This is a genomic window from Pantoea sp. X-Soil-OKNW-556, assembly GCF_059730695.1.
In genome coordinates this window covers 301,923-319,448 of the sequence record NZ_AP035990.1, presented here as the reverse complement: position 1 = coordinate 319,448, position 17,526 = coordinate 301,923, and the positions used below count along the sequence as shown (strand labels likewise).

Genomic DNA, 17,526 nt, shown 5'->3' with positions numbered 1-17,526 from the left:
ATCAGGTTTACCTATGACCTTCAACTCTACAAAATGCTGCACTTCTGGCAAGTGAATTAATTCGATTGCGCTAACTTTTTCAGCAGCGCAACTAATAACGGCGCATAACGCCGCAAAGGGATGGTTTAACACAAATGACTGAAATGATTTCCGCCACCATATTATTGCTGCTGATTATGGACCCGTTGGGTAACCTACCGATATTTATGTCGGTTTTGAAGCATCTGGAACCTAAACGCCGTCGCGTGGTGCTCATACGGGAAATGTTGATTGCGCTGGTGTTAATGCTGCTTTTTTTATTCGCTGGTGAACGCATTCTGGCGTTTCTCAATCTGCGCACCGAGACGGTGTCGATTTCCGGCGGCATCATTTTGTTCCTGATCGCGATCCGCATGATTTTCCCGTCGACTGAAAACAGCAGCACCGGTTTACCCGCCGGAGAAGAACCCTTCCTGGTGCCGCTGGCGATCCCGCTGGTGGCCGGACCGTCGCTGTTGGCAACCCTGATGCTGCTGTCGCATCAGTACCCAAATCAAATGACATATCTGGTCGGCGCGCTGTTGATCGCCTGGGGCGTGACAGTGGTGATTTTGTTGTTGTCCGGCTTGTTCTTGCGCCTGTTGGGCGATAAAGGTGTCAACGCGCTGGAACGTCTGATGGGATTGATTTTGATTATGCTGGCTACGCAGATGTTTCTGGATGGGATTCGCGCTTACCTGAAGATTTAACGTAGCGGCGCAATTTATCGCGCGGTTCGGTGCGCGATGCAGGAAAAACCTTGCGCGATAAATCGCGCCGCTACGGGTGCATGTTTTACTTTTTCTTTATGGGTTTGCCTGACCAGTAACCCGCCAGCAGGGAACCTGACAGGTTGTGCCATACCGAGAACAACGCGCCTGGCAGCGCAGCCAGCGGCGAGAAGTAGAGTTTGCCCAGTGTTGCCGCCAGACCGGAGTTTTGCATCCCCACTTCCAGCGCCAGGGTGCGACAGGTGGATTCGTCAAAGCCGAACAGCTTACCGCCCCAGTACCCGCCGAGCAGACCAATGGCGTTGTGCAGAATCACCGCCACAATCACCACCAGCCCTACCGAACCGATAAAGCCCTGGCTACCCGCCACCACCGCGCTGATGATCAACAGAATACACACCATAGAAAACGCCGGCAGATAAGGTTCTACGCGACGCACCACGCTATTCATTGAGTGGTGGATAATCAGGCCCAGACCAATCGGGATCACCACGATTTTTACGATGCTGAGCAGCATCCCCACCACATCCACCTGGATATGCGTGTCGACATAGAAACGCGTCAGCAGCGGGGTGGCAAACACCCCCACCAGCGCCGAAACGGAGGAGATGGTCACCGACAAGGCCACATCCCCCTTCGCCAGATAGATCATCACGTTCGACGCGGTGCCACTGGCAACGCTGCCCACCAGAATCATGCCCGCGGCCAGGTCCGGCGGCATCTGGAACAGTTTTGCCAGACCCCATGCCGCCAGCGGCATCACCAGATAGTGCAGAAACGTACCGGCGATAACCGGAGCCGGGCGCACCAGCACGCGTTTGAAATCATCAATATTTAGCGTTACGCCCATGCCAAACATAATCAGCATCAGCAGATACGTCACCCACGGACCAATGCCAAGGAACGTGGATGGAGAATAATAGGCAGCGACCGAGAGCAGTACAGCCCACAGTGGGAACAGGCGGGTAATTTTGCCGAGCATGGACGAACTTCCTTATGCAGGTTTTATTATGTCATTGCGGAGTATTGCCACAGATAAAGTGTCGCGCAGGAAACGGCTGCCACGACGGACGCGGGATCATAACATTTCGTTATCGTGAGGTAAGGCTGGAAGTGAAAATGCGGATCGGCTGCTGCCGATCCGGGTAAATTGGCCGAAATTACTCTGCTTTTTCCAGTAAAAAGCGGTAGATCGCACCACCAATTGCACCGCCGATGATGGGCATTAGCCAGAACATCCACAACTGAGACAACGCCCAACCGCCCTGGAACAACGCCACGCCGGTGCTGCGCGCCGGATTCACCGAAGTATTGGTCACCGGAATACTCACCAGATGGATCAGCGTCAATGCCAGACCGATGGCAATCGGCGCGAACCCCGCCGGGGCGCGTTTATCAGTGGCCCCCATAATCACTATCAGAAACACCGCGCTGAGGACCGTTTCGCTAATCATCCCCGACAGCAAGTTAAAACCACCGGGTGAGTGCTCACCATAGCCGTTAGCGGCAAAGCCACTGGCGGCGACATCAAAATCGGCCTTGCCGCTGGCGATCAGATACAACACCGCCGCCGCTGCAACGGCCCCCAGCAGTTGCGAGACGATATAGGGCACCACCAGGCTGGCCGGAAAACGCCCGCCAATCATCACCCCAACGGTCACCGCCGGATTAAAATGCCCGCCCGAGATGTGCCCGACAGCGAACGCCATTACCAGCACCGTCAAACCAAATGCCAGCGCCACGCCTGCAAAGCCAATACCCAGTTGTGGAAACGCAGCGGCCAACACCGCACTGCCACAGCCCCCTAACACCAGAACAAAAGTACCGAAGAACTCTGCAACGAACTTTTGCATCGCGATTCCCTCAATAAGATTGATGATTTAGCGTCAGAATTGTCATTCTCGGTTGCTGAAGTGCAACCGTTCACAGTGAGCGTAGTGGGCTTTTTACACTATTCCAGCGCAAAACAGGCGCTTGCCGTGCGGGTTTAAGCGAAACGGGAGGAAAAAGTGGTACGGATACGGATAAATTTTGCGACTTAATTAATTGTTTAGATTAATTAATAAATAAAAAAAGCCGGACCTTGTCCGGCTCGATACATGCTTAAAAATTCTTTTAACAGCCAAAAAGATTTTTATGCAGCGCGCGCACCACTTCTTCTGCGTCACCACCCGGCACCAGGAAGCACAGGTTGTAGCTGCTGGCTCCGTAACAGATCATTCGCAGATTAAACGGTTCCAGGGCACCAAACACTTCTTTGCCCACACCGCAGGCTTTCGACAGGTTGTTACCGATAATCGCCACCAGCGCGAGGTTCTCTTCCACTTCGACGCGACACAGAGAAGAGAGTTCGGTCAGCAACGCCTGAGTCAGCAGGCTGTCGCCGGTGGAGGTGGAACCGGTGGTATCCAGCGTCAGCGCCACGCTCACTTCGGAGGTGGTGATCAGATCGACCGAGATACTGTGGCGCGCCAGAATCGCGAACACTTCGGCCAGGAAGCCGCGTGCATGCAACATGTTCAGGCTGTGCAGCGTCAGCAGAGTTTGCTTACGACGCAGCGCCAGTGCGCGGAACAACGGCGGGTTTTGCGTCTCGTTGCACACGCGTGTACCACCAGCGGCCGGGTCTTTACTGGAACCGACGAACACCGGGATATCGCTGCGCACTGCGGGCAGCAACGTCGCCGGATGCAGCACTTTGGCACCAAAGGTCGCCATTTCAGCGGCTTCTTCGAAGGTGATTTCATCGATACGCTTGGCGGCAGGCACCACGCGCGGATCGGTGGTGTAGATACCCGGGACATCGGTCCAGATATCGACGCGTACTGCCTGCAACGCTTCACCCAACAGTGCAGCAGTATAGTCGCTACCGCCACGGCCCAGCGTGGTGGTGCGGCCTTTGCTTTCACTACCGATAAAGCCCTGGGTCACTACCAGCGCCTGGGCGGTGCGCGGGGCCAGCAACACAGCGGATTGTTCTTTCAATGCCGCCACATCCGGTTCCGCACGACCAAAGCGGTCGCTGGTGCGCATCACTTTGCGCACATCAAACCACTCGGCGTTGATTTGGCGCTCACGCAGAATTTCCACGAACAGCAGCGTCGACATCAGTTCGCCGTGGCTGACCAGTTCATCGGTCAGTGCATTGGACGTCGCCAGTGCCGCCGCTTCCGACAGCATGCCGATGTTTTCCAGCATGCGATCAATCTCTTCACGGATCACTTCCGGTGATTGCAGACGATCGATGATGGCGTATTGAATACGGCGGATTTCATCCAGCAGAGTCGCGCGCTGCGCTTGTTCTTTGCCTTCAGAGAGGGATACCAGCAGGTTGGTGACGCCAGCCGAGGCGGATAACACCACCAGACGGGTATTGGCATCGGACAGCACCACGTTGGCGCTGCGGTTCATGGCATCAAAATCGGCAACGCTGGTGCCACCAAATTTCGCCACGATCAGAGTTTGAGACATGTAACGAACCTCGTGTCAGGTTATCTTTCTCCCGCTTTGTTGGGACGGGAGACATTCTATCAGCCTTGGCACAAGAGAAGAGCAGAAATGGGCAGACAAGATCATGAGACGAGTCACCCAGAAGCGCTTCACCTTGCGAAACGTCCGACTGTGGACGTTTCTGGTGACAACCCAGAGGATTCAGCCCCTGCAGCCGACAGCACAACACACCGCGTGTTGCCCCACCTCGGCGTCGCACCCCCTGATGTGTTATCCCCGGATACGGTTCCTCCAACACACTGCCTGGGCGACGCGCCTCTTCTGGCTTACGCCCGGAGGCGTAAGTAGCGCGCACATAAATATAGGTTAATTGTTCCGCTGTCAACGCCTGATGTTTGAGGATTTTTCACATTCACGGCATGACGTGCGCATCGCAGAACAAACGGACAGGTGAACTCCCGCCTAAAGTAGTGGCGGGTGGCCAGTCATCTGCCCTTTTCCTGATACGGCACAGGGAATCCACAGCGGATTTTGCTGAAAATGTTTCAGAATCATCGCAGCTCCTCTGCCGGACGAGATTTGGGGGCAGCGCGCGAAATCACAATTTTTTTCCTTTCAGTAGCAACTGTGGTCATACTGAAACCCGTCGCGGTAGCACAAGTCGCCGCCAGAATGCTAAACAAGCCGGGCCAGCTGGATGCGCCCGGTTGGAATGACAGTTCTTTTTATTTCAACAAGAGTGTTGCCATGAAAAATATCAATCCGACACAAACCGCAGCCTGGAAAGCGCTGCAGCAGCATTTTGACCAGATGAAATCGGTGCAGATCGCCGACCTGTTCGCTCAGGATGCCGATCGTTTTGCGAAATTCTCTGCCACCTTTGATGATCAGATGCTGGTGGATTTCTCAAAAAACCGCATTACCCAGGAAACCCTCGACAAACTTCAGGCGCTGGCAAAAGAAACCGATCTGGCGGGCGCCATTAAGTCCATGTTTTCTGGTGAGAAGATCAACCGCACCGAAGACCGCGCCGTGCTGCATGTCGCCCTGCGTAACCGCAGCAACACGCCGATCGTGGTCGATGGCAAAGATGTAATGCCGGAAGTAAATGCGGTGCTGGCGAAGATGAAAGGCTTCTCTGAGCGCATCATCAGCGGCGAGTGGAAGGGTTATACCGGCAAAGCCATCACCGACGTGGTCAACATCGGTATCGGCGGCTCTGACCTGGGTCCGTTCATGGTGACCGAAGCGCTGCGTCCGTACAAAAACCACCTGAACATGCACTTTGTTTCCAACGTCGATGGCACCCATATCGCTGAAACGCTGAAAGATCTCAGCCCGGAAACCACGCTGTTCCTCGTCGCCTCCAAAACCTTCACCACCCAGGAAACCATGACTAACGCCCACAGCGCGCGTGACTGGTTCCTGAAAGCCGCTGGCGATCAGCAGCATGTGGCGAAACACTTTGCGGCGCTCTCCACCAACGGCAAAGCGGTCGGTGAGTTCGGCATTGATACCGCCAATATGTTCGAGTTCTGGGACTGGGTCGGCGGTCGTTATTCCCTGTGGTCAGCGATTGGCCTGTCGATCATTCTGTCCATCGGCTTCGACAATTTCGAGCAGCTGCTGAGCGGCGCGCACGCGATGGACAAACACTTCTCCACCACGCCTGCCGAGCAGAACCTGCCGGTACTGCTGGCGTTGATCGGGATCTGGTACAACAACTTCTTTGGTGCCGAAACCGAAGCCATTCTGCCGTACGACCAGTATATGCATCGCTTCGCTGCCTACTTCCAGCAGGGCAACATGGAATCCAACGGTAAATACGTCGATCGTGACGGCAACGCCGTGGATTACCAGACCGGCCCCATCATCTGGGGTGAACCCGGCACCAATGGTCAGCACGCGTTCTATCAGCTGATTCATCAGGGCACCAAACTGATTCCGTGTGACTTTATCGCTCCGGCGCAGACCCATAACGCTCTGGCGGATCATCATCAGAAACTGCTGTCGAACTTCTTCGCCCAGACCGAAGCACTGGCGTTTGGTAAGTCTCGCAATGTGGTTGAGAAAGAGTTTACCGATGCCGGTAAATCCGCTGAGTCAGTGGCGCATATCGTGCCGTTCAAGGTGTTCGAAGGTAACCGCCCGACTAACTCCATCCTGCTGCGCGAAATCACGCCGTTCAGCCTCGGTGCGTTGATTGCGCTGTACGAACACAAAATCTTCACCCAGGGCGCAATCCTGAATATCTTCACCTTTGACCAGTGGGGCGTTGAGCTGGGTAAACAGCTGGCAAACCGTATTCTGCCAGAGCTGGAGAACGACGCGAAAATTGCCAGCCACGACAGTTCCACCAATGGCTTAATTAATCGCTATAAGTCCTGGCGTTAATCTTTTACGGGTTTTGTCATAAGGCGGCAATATGGCCGCCTTTTTTACGTCTAATATGCAATAACCCGGTAGATTTTGTTATTTATTGGACTATTATTGGTTAGATAATTCTTAAAATGACTTAGGCAAATTCTGAAGATTTTGTGTGAGAATTGAACTAACATCTAAAAAACATGGATCTATTTACGTTTGATTTTTTCCCTATCATCATGATTAATAGATTCTTTTTATTTACTCATATTAAGGGAATTCTGAATATTCCGATTCCGTACCAATTCTTAATGCAAAAGTGAAAAATCCTGCCCGCAATCTCGCAACCAAACAGTTGTTCCAGTTCAAATAAAAACCCCAATAAAAAAAAGCAGCTATCGCTAATTTGCCTTATTTTCCACCAGAACCGTTCGTTATTTTCGCCCCCTTCCCCTCGCGCTGAACTCTGGTAATTTGTTGCCCTATACTGAACGCGCCCTATAAAGGGTAAATCCTTCATTCATATAGATGCAGGAAAGCTGTTATGAAAAAACTTATGGTTGCCGGTGCAGCCTTACTTTACGTTGCCGTTTCTTCCGCTGCGATTGCCGCACCGGAAGAAGCTGGTGCCGCAGCAGGTGCGCAGGCGGGTGCTATGTCCGCTGGTGCATCAACCGCTGTGGGTATCGGTGCGCTCGGTGCGTTGGTAGGTCTCGGCATTGCCGCTTCCGGCGGTGGTGACGGTGCAAATACCGGTACAACAACCACGACCACAACGGGCACCACTCGTTGATGTAGCACCTTTAAACATAACCACACATCCGTGTGGTTATTTTTTGCTTTGATTCGATTTGATCAGGGACACACAGTGCGCCGACTTCCTTTGCTGCTTCTCTGCCTGTTGTTGCAGGCCTGTACTCAAACACAAAAAGGTCTGGAACAGACCGTAATGCTGGCTATCAATGGGCCGGATGATGTCACGGTAACCAATGAGCAGGTTACCAGCCTGCCTTACGCCAGCCTTTATGCCCGCATCAACGCTGGCCAGCGCATCTTTGTGGTGCTGGGCTACAACGAAAATGGTCAGCAGAAATGGATAACCCAGGACCGGGCGATGCTGGTGATGCAGCACGGCCGTCTGGTGAAAACCCTCGGCCTGTCCGACAACCTGATTGATGTCAGTAATCTGGCGCAGGACCCGCTGGCCGACCCACTACACCTGCAAAACGGCGCCAGCTGGACCCGCGTGGTGCAGTGGCGTGAGAAAGATAAGCAACGCGCCGCTACCGCTGTCTCCCAATTTCAGCGCGGTGATGATGAAGTGCTGACTATTGCCGGTGAGGCCGTGCCCTGCCGGGTATGGCACGAGACGGTGCGTATCGACAGCATGGGTCGTGAGTGGCAGAACACCTTCTGGCTCGATAACCGCGACGGCACCGTGATGCAAGCCACGCAGATGCTGGCAGCAGGCGAATTCCCGATTGAAACCACCATTCTGAAACCGGCGAAATCATGAAAAAAATAACGTCTTTGCTGGCGGGACTGGCGCTGTTCACTGCGGGCAATGCGCTGGCCGATAGCCAGGTTATCGTCCACGACGGACAACAGCGCGCGACCTTTCAGGTCGATCATGCACAAAACCTCAGCCAACTGGTGACCAATCCGGCTATCCACACCTGGTGGCCTGGTACGGTGATTGCCGAACGCGGCGCTACCGCTGTGGTAAAACAACAGCAACAACAATTGCTGGCCGATTTGCGCGCCTGGCAGGCGGATAGCAGCGGCGATCGTGCCGCCGTCATTGGTACGGTTATCCAGCAGCTAGCCGCCGTCCCGGTGACGGGCCGTCAGTTTACTTCGCTCGACCCCGACTGGGTACGTATCCGCCCGGAAGCCAATCGTCGCTTGCAAGGCAGCTATGACCTCTACACGCTGGCACCGCCGACTCAGGTACTGGTGCTTGGTGCGCTGGCGCATCCCGGCAAAGTGAGCTGGCAACCTGGCCGCACGGTGCGCAGCTATCTGGCCGATCACGATCGTCTTTCCGGTGGTGAACGCAGCTTCGCCACGGTGATTGCCCCCTCCGGCGAGACGCAACAGGTCCCGATTGCGTACTGGAATCATCGTCATGTGGAAGTGGAGCCTGGCAGCATTATCTGGCTCGGTTTTTCATCGTGGAGCCTGCCCTGGGGCCAGAGCGACCTGAATGACCGCATGATTTCTGTTCTGACTCACCGGATTCCAGACTGATGAAAAAACACTATCTTCTCAGCCTGCTGGCTGTTGCTGTTTCCGCGGCCTGTAACGTACAGGCGGCAAGCTATGACGATCCGATTGGCCCGTCACAATCTGACTTCGGCGGCGTCGGCCTGATGCAGGTGCCGACTGCGCGCATGTCGCGTGACGGGGAGTTCAGCCTCAACTATCGCAACAACGACCAGTACCGCTACTATTCGGCGTCGCTGCAACTGTTCCCGTGGCTCGAAAGCACCGTGCGTTATACCGACGTACGCACCCGTCGCTACAGCGCCAGCGAGAGTTTCAGTGGCGACCAGAGCTATAAAGACAAAGCCTTCGACCTGAAGCTGCGCCTGTGGCAAGAGAGCTACTGGCTGCCGGAAGTGTCGGTTGGCACGCGCGATTTGGGCGGTACCGGCCTGTTCGACAGCGAATATCTGGTGGGCACCAAAGCCTGGGGACCGTTTGATTTCACCTTCGGTATCGGCTGGGGCTATCTCGGTAACAGCGGCAGCATCAAAAACCCATTCTGTTCCTACAGCGCCAGTTTCTGTAGCCGCAGCAGCGGCGGCGAGACGGGTTCGATCAACGGTTCGCAGATGTTCCACGGCCCGGCTGCGTTGTTTGGGGGTATCGAATATCAGACCCCCTGGCAGCCGCTGCGTCTGAAAGTCGAATATGAAGGCAACAACTACCAGGATGACTTCGCCGGACGTCTGGAGCAGCGCAGCAAAGTTAACGTCGGGGCGATTTACCGTGTGACCGACTGGGCGGATATCAACGCCAGCTATGAGCGCGGCAATACCTTTATGTTTGGCTTCACCATTCGCACCAACTTTAACGATTTGCGCCAGGAACATATCGACAGCGCCAAACCGGCCTACAATCCGCAGCCGCAGGGCGATTTGTTGCAATCGACCGTGGTGGCAAACCAGTTGACCGACCTGAAATATAACGCTGGCCTGGATGGCCCACGAATTCAGACCAAAGGCGATACCTTGTATGTCTCTGGCGAGCAGACCAAATATCGTGATACCACCGAAGGCGTCGACCGTGCCAACCGCATTATCATGAATAATCTGCCGGACGGCATTAAGACGATTGATGTGACCGAGTCGCGCTTCAATATGCCACAGGTGACCACCCGCACCGACGTCGCCAGTCTGCACAACGATCTCGCCGGTTACCCGCTGGGTCAGGAAAAACCGTTGCAACAGCAGCGTATCGATCCGGTCGATCCGGGTGAAGCCGAACAGGGTTACTTCATCCGTAAAGATCGTCTGAACTACAGCCTGTCGCCGGTGCTGAATCAGTCGGTCGGTGGGCCGGAAAGTTTCTATATGTACCAGGTCGGGGTGATGGGTAACGTTGATTACTGGCTGACGGATCACCTGCTGGTCGGCGGTAGCCTGTTTGGCAACATCGCCAACAACTACGATAAGTTTAATTACAATGGTTTATCGGCCAGCAACGGCCTGCCGCGTGTACGTACCCATATTCGTCAGTACGTTGAGAACAACGTTTATATCAATGACCTGCAAGCCAACTACATGCATTACCTCGGCAATGGCTTCTACGGTCAGGTGTACGGCGGTTATCTGGAAACTATGTATGGCGGTGTCGGTGGCGAGGTGTTGTACCGTCCGGTCGACAGCAACTGGGCGTTTGGCGTCGATGCCAACTACGTCAAGCAGCGCGACTGGGACAACATGATGAAGTTCACCGATTACAAAGCGCCTGTGGGTAATCTGACCGCTTACTGGCGTCCGTGGTTTATGGAGAACGTGTTGGTGAAAGCCAGCGTAGGTCAGTATCTGGCGAAGGATAAAGGTGTGACAGTCGATATGTCGAAGCAGTTCGACAGCGGTGTGATCGTCGGCTTCTACGCCACCAAAACCAACGTCTCCGCAGAAGAGTATGGCGAAGGTAGCTTCACCAAAGGCTTCTATATCTCAATTCCGATGGACCTGTTTACCGTGACGCCAACGCGTGGTCGTGCGCAGGTGAACTGGGTACCGTTGACGCGTGATGGCGGTCAGATGTTGGGACGTAAATACCAGCTGTATGATATGACCTCTGATCGTGATGCGCGGTTTAATTAACCGCCATAAAAATGGGCGGCCCGGTGGGTCGCCCAAATATGCGCGATAAATCGCGCCGCTACGCACGGGTAACGATGGGATAATCGCGCCGCGACGAGCCCGTGCGAACCTGTAGCGGCGCGATTTATCGCGCAGCAAAGACTAGTCTGCGTCGTAGCCGAGGTTCGGCGCTAACCAGCGCTCCACCTCACTGATGCTCATCCCTTTACGCACCGCGTAATCCTCCACCTGGTCGCGCTGAATCTGCGCCACGGCGAAATAGCGGCTGTCAGGATGGCTGAAATACCAGCCGGACACTGATGCCCCCGGCCACATAGCGAAGGACTCGGTCAGCTTCATGCCGGTATGGGTTTCCACATCCAGCAGTTGCCAGATCTGCGCTTTTTCGGTGTGCTCCGGGCATGCGGGATAACCCGGTGCCGGACGGATACCCTGATAATTCTCACGAATCAGTTCGTCATTGCTGAGGTTTTCATGAGCAGCAAAGCCCCAGATCACCTTACGCACTCGCTCATGTAAATATTCCGCGAACGCTTCAGCCAGACGATCCGCCACCGCCTTGATCATGATTTTGTTGTAGTCGTCATGCTGCTGGTCATAGGCTTCGGCCAGTGCATCTTCTTCGAGGCCACCGGTGACCGCGAAAGCACCAAGGTAATCCGCCTTGCCGCTCGATTTCGGTGCCACGAAGTCAGCCAGACAATAGTTAGCAAAGTCGGTTTTTTCCGTCTGTTGACGTAAGTGATGACTCACACACAACACCTGATTGCGGTTTTCATCAGTGTAAATTTCGATGTCATCGCCCACGCGGTTAGCCGGGAAAATCCCCACCACACCGCGTGGCTGAAGCGTACCTTTCTGGCTCAGCATATCGAGCATCGCGTTAGCATCATGGAACAGACGCTGTGCCTCTTCACCCACGACTTCATCTTGCAGAATGCGTGGGTATTTCCCGGCCAGTGACCAGGTCATAAAGAAGGGTGTCCAGTCGATGTAGTTACGCAGCGTTTCAATGCTGGCCTCTACCGGACTGGCGCCGAGACGATGTGCCACCGGCGGCGTATAGCTTTCCCAGTCAAATGAGAAATCATTGTCACGCGCGATTTGCAGGCTGACCGGCGGAGTACGCGGCTTTTTGCGCGCATGCTGAATACGCACGGTGTCGTACTCTTTGCGCGTACGTGCCACAAAATCATCTTTCAGCGTCGGTGACAGCAGCGAAGAAACCACGCCAACGGTGCGCGAGGCGTTCTGTACGTACACCGTCGGGCCGCTGTAGTTCTGCTCGATTTTGACTGCGGTATGCGCTTTAGAGGTGGTTGCGCCGCCAATCAGCAGCGGCAGGGTGAAACCCTGACGCTCCATCTCTTTCGCCACGTTGACCATCTCATCCAACGATGGCGTGATCAGCCCGGAGAGACCAATAATGTCGGCCTTCTGCTCAATCGCGGTTTTCAGAATTTTGTCACTCGGCACCATCACGCCAAGATCGATGATTTCGTAGTTGTTACATTGCAGCACCACGCCAACGATGTTTTTGCCGATGTCATGCACATCGCCCTTCACCGTCGCCAGCACAATTTTGCCGTTGCTGCTGCCCGCTTCTTTACTCGCCTGGATAAAAGGCTCGAGGTAAGCCACCGCCTGCTTCATCACGCGCGCGGATTTCACCACCTGCGGCAGGAACATCTTCCCTTCGCCAAACAGATCGCCCACCACGTTCATGCCGGACATCAGCGGCCCTTCAATCACCTCAATCGGCCGCGCAGATGCCTGGCGCGCTTCTTCGGTGTCCTGCTCGATAAACTCGGTGATACCTTTAACCAGCGAATATTCGAGACGTTTGACCACATCCCAGCTGCGCCATTCCGCCTGCTGTTTTTCCTGCTCGCCGTCGCCTTTGGCACCACGGTACTTCTCCGCCAGCTCCAGCAGACGCTCGGTGCCGTCGTCACGGCGGTTGAGAATCACATCCTCCACCGCATCGCGCAGTTCAGCGGGTAAGTCGTCATAAATCGCCAGCTGCCCGGCGTTGACGATACCCATGTCCATGCCGTTGCGAATCGCGTAGTAAAGGAACACCGCGTGGATCGCTTCACGCACCGGTTCGTTACCCCGGAACGAGAACGATACGTTGGATACACCACCGGAGATCATCGCATGCGGCAGCTCGCGCTTGATGTCTTCACAAGCACCGATAAAGTCCATCGCGTAATTGTTGTGTTCTTCAATACCGGTCGCGACGGCAAAAATGTTCGGATCAAAGATGATATCTTCCGGCGGGAAACCGACTTCTTCGGTGAGGATCTGGTAAGCACGACGGCAGATCTCAATTTTGCGTGCGCGGGTATCCGCCTGACCGACTTCGTCAAACGCCATCACCACCATCGCCGCACCGTAACGACGCACCTTACGTGCGTGATCGATAAACGGCTCAATCCCCTCTTTCATCGAGATCGAGTTGACGATGCCTTTGCCCTGGATGCATTGCAGCCCTTTCTCAATCACCTCCCATTTGGAGGAGTCGATCATGATCGGCACGCGCGCGATATCCGGTTCACCGGCAATCAGGTTGAGGAAGCGCACCATCGCCGCTTCCGCATCCAGCATACCTTCGTCCATGTTGATATCGATGATTTGCGCGCCGCTTTCCACCTGCTGACGCGCCACATCCAGCGCTTCGTTGTATTTCTCTTCTTTAATCAGACGCTTAAATTTCGCCGAACCGGTTACGTTGGTACGTTCGCCCACGTTAACGAACAGCGAGTCAGCGCTGATATTCAGCGGTTCCAGCCCGGACAAGCGACACGCCACCGGGATCTCCGGCAGTTGACGTGGGGCAACGCCGTCCACTACCGCGGCCATCGCCGCAATATGCTCCGGCGTGGTGCCGCAGCAGCCACCGATAATATTCAGAAAGCCGGAACGCGCCCATTCACCAATCTGCTGTGCCATAGTGGCGGCATCGAGATCGTATTCGCCAAAGGCGTTGGGCAGACCGGCGTTAGGGTGTGCGGTGACGTAACCTTCGGCAATGCGCGACAATTCAGCGACATACTGACGGAGTTCATCGGGTCCCAATGCACAGTTAAGACCGAAGGAGAGCGGCTCAGCATGGCGCAGCGAGTTATAAAAGGCCTCCGTCGTCTGACCGGACAGGGTACGGCCAGAGGCATCGGTGATGGTGCCGGAGATCATCAGCGGCAGCTTGACCCCCATCGCCTCCATCTCGGCCTGTACTGCGTAAATCGCGGCTTTGGCGTTCAGGGTATCGAACACCGTTTCGATCATGATCAGGTCAGAACCGCCTTTGATCAGCGCGTGGGTGGATTCACGGTAGGCGTCCACCAGCTGATTAAAGGTGATATTACGGAAAGCGGGATCGTTCACGTCCGGTGAGATGGAACAGGTGCGGTTGGTCGGGCCAAGCACCCCGGCCACGTAGCGTGGGCGCTCAGGTGTTTTTGCACTCCATTCGTCGGCACAGGCACGCGCCAGTTTCGCGGCCTCGAAATTAATCTCCGCCGACAACGCCTCCATCTCGTAATCCGCCATCGCAATGGTGGTGGCGTTGAAGGTATTGGTTTCCAGAATATCAGCACCTGCCGCGAGGTAGGCGTCATGGATCTCGCGGATCACCTCAGGTTTGGACAGCACCAGCAAATCGTTGTTGCCCTTCAGATCGCATGGCCAGTCGGCAAAACGGCTGCCACGAAAATCCTGCTCGTCCAGTTTATAACTCTGGATCATGGTGCCCATGCCACCGTCCAGAATCATGATGCGTCGCGCGAGCTGCTGATGCAGCGCTTCTATTCTGTTGCTCACTCTTGCCCCGTCCACGTCATTACGTTGGCTGAAATGCCAGCCAGACATACTGGCATAACTTTACGGTGGGTAAAAGTTATGCCAGTTGAGACATTTTCAGAGTGTGACTTTACAGATCCGACCAGTAAGCCAGCGTTTGCATTCACCAGACGAAAAACGAAAATGGTTTCCATATTTGGAGCAATTCTGGAGACGTCATGGTTACCCCTGCACCCGCCAAACGCGGCAAAAAACCCCGTACCGCTGCGGCCAGCTCGGCCCCGGCTGGCGGCCAGGTCCAATCCCTGACGCGCGGCCTGCGTTTGCTGGAACTGATTGCAGAATCACACGGCAGCGTGCCGTTGACTGAACTGGCGCAACAGGCCGGTTTACCCAACTCCACCACCCATCGCCTGCTCACCACCATGCAGCAGCAGGGCTTCGTCCATCAGGTGGGTGATCTCGGTTTCTGGGCGATTGGTTCGCATGCGTTTGTTGTCGGCAGCAGCTTCCTGCAAAGTCGCAATCTGCTGGCGATTGTGCATCCGATTCTGCGCAAGTTAATGGAAGATGCCGGAGAAACCGTCAATCTGGCGGTGCTGGATCTCAGTGATTATCAGGCGGTGATTATCGACCAGGTGCAGTGCACTCAACTGATGCGTATGTCTGCACCGATTGGCGGTAAGCTCCCGATGCACGCTTCCGGCGCTGGCAAAGCCTTCCTCGCGCATCTGAGCGACGATCAGGTGACGGCGTTGCTGCATCAAAAAGGGCTGCATTACTACACACCGAAAACCCTGATGTCGCCGCATAGCCTGAAAGAGAATCTGGCGCTGATTCGCAAGATGGGTTTTTCTCACGATGATGAAGAACACGCGCTGGGTCTGCGTTGTGTGGCGGCACCGATTTATGACGAACATGGTGAACCCTTTGCGGCGATCTCCATTTCCGGCCCGATTGCACGTATGACTGATGACCGCATCACCGAATTAGGTGCGCTGGTGATCCGCGCCGCGAAGCAGGTGACTCAGGCGTACGCCGGACGTTAAGCAGGGAGCAAAGCATAGCGCACGCTAAAGCGCTGTGCTGCCCGCCACGCGATCACTTCCTCAATATGTCCCTGACGAATACGCGCCTGTTGGGCACGCCACCAGCCCGCATCGAATAACTCAGGATGCAGCGCCAGCAGCAACTTCCCGGTGGCCGGTTCGCTACACAACGCATAGCGGAACGTTTCCGGGAACACATCATCTGGCCCGACGCTGTACCACGGCTCGGCCTGGAGTTCATCCTCTTCGTAACGCGCGGGCGGTACGTCACGGAACTGTAGCTCGGTCATCGGGCGGATTTCGTCGTAATCGTAAAACACCACCCGACCGTGGCGCGTCATGCCGAAATTTTTAAATAACATGTCCCCCGGAAAAATGTTCGCTGCCGCCAACTGGCGTATGGCATCGCCATACTCTTCAATGGCATGGCGGCGCTGCGCAGCATCGGCCTGTGCCAGCCACAAGTTGAGCGGCTGCATACGGCGCTCCAGCCACAGATGGCGAATAATCACCACGTCATCTTCAATGCAGATTTTTTCCGGGATTTCACGTTCAAACTCGGCCATCAGCGCCGCCGGGATACGTGCACGCGGCAGCGCGAAGTGTTCAAACTCCTGGGTATCCGCCATGCGACCGACACGATCATGCTCTTTCACCCGTTGGTAGCAGTCGCGCACCTGCGCTTCCGTCACCTCCTTCTGCGGGGCAAAACGGTCTTTGATCACCTTAAAAACCCGATCAAATCCTGGCAGCGTGAACACCAACATCACCATGCCGCGAACGCCAGGGGCAATGGTGAACTCTTCCTCGCTGTGCGCCAGGTAGTGCAGATATTCGCGATAGCATTCGGTTTTGCCATGCTTCTGGCAGCCAATCGCCATATAACGTTCAGCGGTGGTTTTGCCGGGCAGAATGGGTGCCAGCCAGGCCACCAGCGCAGCAGGCACCGGGGCATAAACCATAAAGTAGGCGCGGGCGAAACCGAACACGATGCTGGCGTCGTTGCTGTCAGTCAGACAGGTATCAATCCACAACCGCCCGGCTTCATCACGCTGGATCGGTAACAGGCACGGGAAAGTGGCATCGGCCAGTCGCAGGCGCGCCACTATCCATGCGGTTTTATTGCGGTAAAACAGCTCGCAGGCCACATCCAACGTCGCCGTCGCTAACTGCGTTGCGCTGAATTGCTCGTGCAGATGGCGCACCACCCAGCTGATATCACGCGCCTGATCCTGCCACGGCAGACGCAGCGGGATATCGTTGAGGATCTGCCGTAATGTCTCCTGCCACCCCTGCTGGGGCCGGTACAGACGCGACAGCGGGCGCGGTGATTCCGGGGCGGAGGCATACGGCTGCGACGGAAAGATAAACAGCCGCTCAGGCGACAGATGGCTATGGCCCTGTAAGCGGCAATACACTGAGTTAAAGAAGCTTTCGGCAATCTCATGGCGCGGATAACCCGGCAACAGCGTTTCGTAGTGGCTTTTCACCCGCAGCCAGAAGGCCTCATCCCAGTCTGCCGCACCGTTGATGATCCGTAGCTGGTTTGCCACCAGACCGACATGGTGATCGTAAAGGTGAATACGCGCCTTCATCGCCTGCTGTACCGCATGCCAGTCGGCCTGTTCAAAGCGCTGTTGAGCACCGGCGGTAATATCGAGAAAGCGGCCATACTGCGCGTCAAAACCTTGCAGGATGGTATGGGCGATCAGAGATTCTCTCGGCGGCATCGGCACGTCTCCCGGCAATATGGCCCCTCCGTGGGCCAGG

At 55.4% G+C, this 17,526-nt stretch carries 12 protein-coding genes and 1 riboswitch; of the genes, 7 read left to right on the top strand and 5 right to left on the bottom strand.

The window, feature by feature from the left end; genetic code table 11:
- Positions 1–134 precede the first annotated feature (134 nt).
- The gene (locus AC6I8T_RS01395) at positions 135–728 is read left to right on the top strand and encodes a YhgN family NAAT transporter (protein ID WP_497833443.1); all 594 of its coding nucleotides are present in this window, start codon (positions 135–137) and stop codon (positions 726–728) included.
- Between the two features lie 85 nt (positions 729–813).
- Here AC6I8T_RS01395 and panS read toward each other — a convergent pair whose 3' ends face one another.
- From panS to lysC, 3 genes are all read right to left on the bottom strand, one after another.
- Positions 814–1,731 (bottom strand): ketopantoate/pantoate/pantothenate transporter PanS, encoded by a 918-nt coding sequence (gene panS, locus AC6I8T_RS01390; protein WP_021186265.1) that lies wholly within the window; start codon positions 1,729–1,731, stop codon positions 814–816.
- 178 nt (positions 1,732–1,909) lie between these two features.
- Complete coding sequence (gene aqpZ / locus AC6I8T_RS01385; RefSeq protein ID WP_208724581.1) at positions 1,910–2,602, bottom strand: aquaporin Z; 693 nt, start codon at positions 2,600–2,602, stop codon at positions 1,910–1,912.
- 262 nt (positions 2,603–2,864) lie between these two features.
- A complete protein-coding gene (lysC, locus tag AC6I8T_RS01380; RefSeq protein ID WP_021186263.1) occupies positions 2,865–4,220 on the bottom strand; it encodes a lysine-sensitive aspartokinase 3 in 1,356 nt (451 codons plus the stop codon).
- 113 nt (positions 4,221–4,333) lie between these two features.
- Positions 4,334–4,528, bottom strand: a riboswitch (Lysine riboswitch).
- A 418-nt stretch (positions 4,529–4,946) separates the two neighbouring features.
- Between lysC and pgi the strand changes: the two genes are divergently transcribed.
- The 5 genes from pgi to AC6I8T_RS01355 all read left to right on the top strand — a co-directional run bounded on the left by pgi (position 4,947) and on the right by AC6I8T_RS01355 (position 10,903).
- Positions 4,947–6,593, top strand: a complete 1,647-nt coding sequence (gene pgi, locus AC6I8T_RS01375; protein WP_208724580.1) for a glucose-6-phosphate isomerase — start codon at positions 4,947–4,949, stop codon at positions 6,591–6,593.
- 514 nt (positions 6,594–7,107) lie between these two features.
- Positions 7,108–7,356 (top strand): exopolysaccharide production protein YjbE, encoded by a 249-nt coding sequence (gene yjbE, locus AC6I8T_RS01370; RefSeq protein WP_021186261.1) that lies wholly within the window; start codon positions 7,108–7,110, stop codon positions 7,354–7,356.
- A gap of 75 nt (positions 7,357–7,431) precedes the next feature.
- Positions 7,432–8,079: a YjbF family lipoprotein gene (locus AC6I8T_RS01365; RefSeq protein WP_208724579.1), complete on the top strand. Its 648-nt coding sequence runs from the start codon at positions 7,432–7,434 to the stop codon at positions 8,077–8,079.
- On the top strand, positions 8,076–8,813 hold the full coding sequence (locus tag AC6I8T_RS01360) for a capsule biosynthesis GfcC D2 domain-containing protein (RefSeq protein WP_208724578.1): 738 nt from the start codon (positions 8,076–8,078) through the stop codon (positions 8,811–8,813). The genes AC6I8T_RS01365 and AC6I8T_RS01360 overlap by 4 nt, the downstream gene beginning before the upstream one ends.
- Positions 8,813–10,903 (top strand): YjbH domain-containing protein, encoded by a 2,091-nt coding sequence (locus tag AC6I8T_RS01355; RefSeq protein WP_208724577.1) that lies wholly within the window; start codon positions 8,813–8,815, stop codon positions 10,901–10,903. The genes AC6I8T_RS01360 and AC6I8T_RS01355 overlap by 1 nt, the downstream gene beginning before the upstream one ends.
- 141 nt (positions 10,904–11,044) lie before the next feature.
- Here AC6I8T_RS01355 and metH read toward each other — a convergent pair whose 3' ends face one another.
- The gene (gene metH / locus AC6I8T_RS01350; RefSeq protein ID WP_437180269.1) at positions 11,045–14,776 is read right to left on the bottom strand and encodes a methionine synthase; all 3,732 of its coding nucleotides are present in this window, start codon (positions 14,774–14,776) and stop codon (positions 11,045–11,047) included.
- Between the two features lie 149 nt (positions 14,777–14,925).
- On the opposite strand from metH, the gene iclR reads away from it, so the two are divergent.
- On the top strand, positions 14,926–15,756 hold the full coding sequence (gene iclR, locus AC6I8T_RS01345; protein ID WP_021186256.1) for a glyoxylate bypass operon transcriptional repressor IclR: 831 nt from the start codon (positions 14,926–14,928) through the stop codon (positions 15,754–15,756).
- Here the strand turns inward: iclR and aceK are convergent.
- Complete coding sequence (gene aceK / locus AC6I8T_RS01340) at positions 15,753–17,486, bottom strand: bifunctional isocitrate dehydrogenase kinase/phosphatase (protein WP_497829890.1); 1,734 nt, start codon at positions 17,484–17,486, stop codon at positions 15,753–15,755. The genes iclR and aceK overlap by 4 nt on opposite strands.
- Between the last annotated feature and the right edge of the window lie 40 nt (positions 17,487–17,526).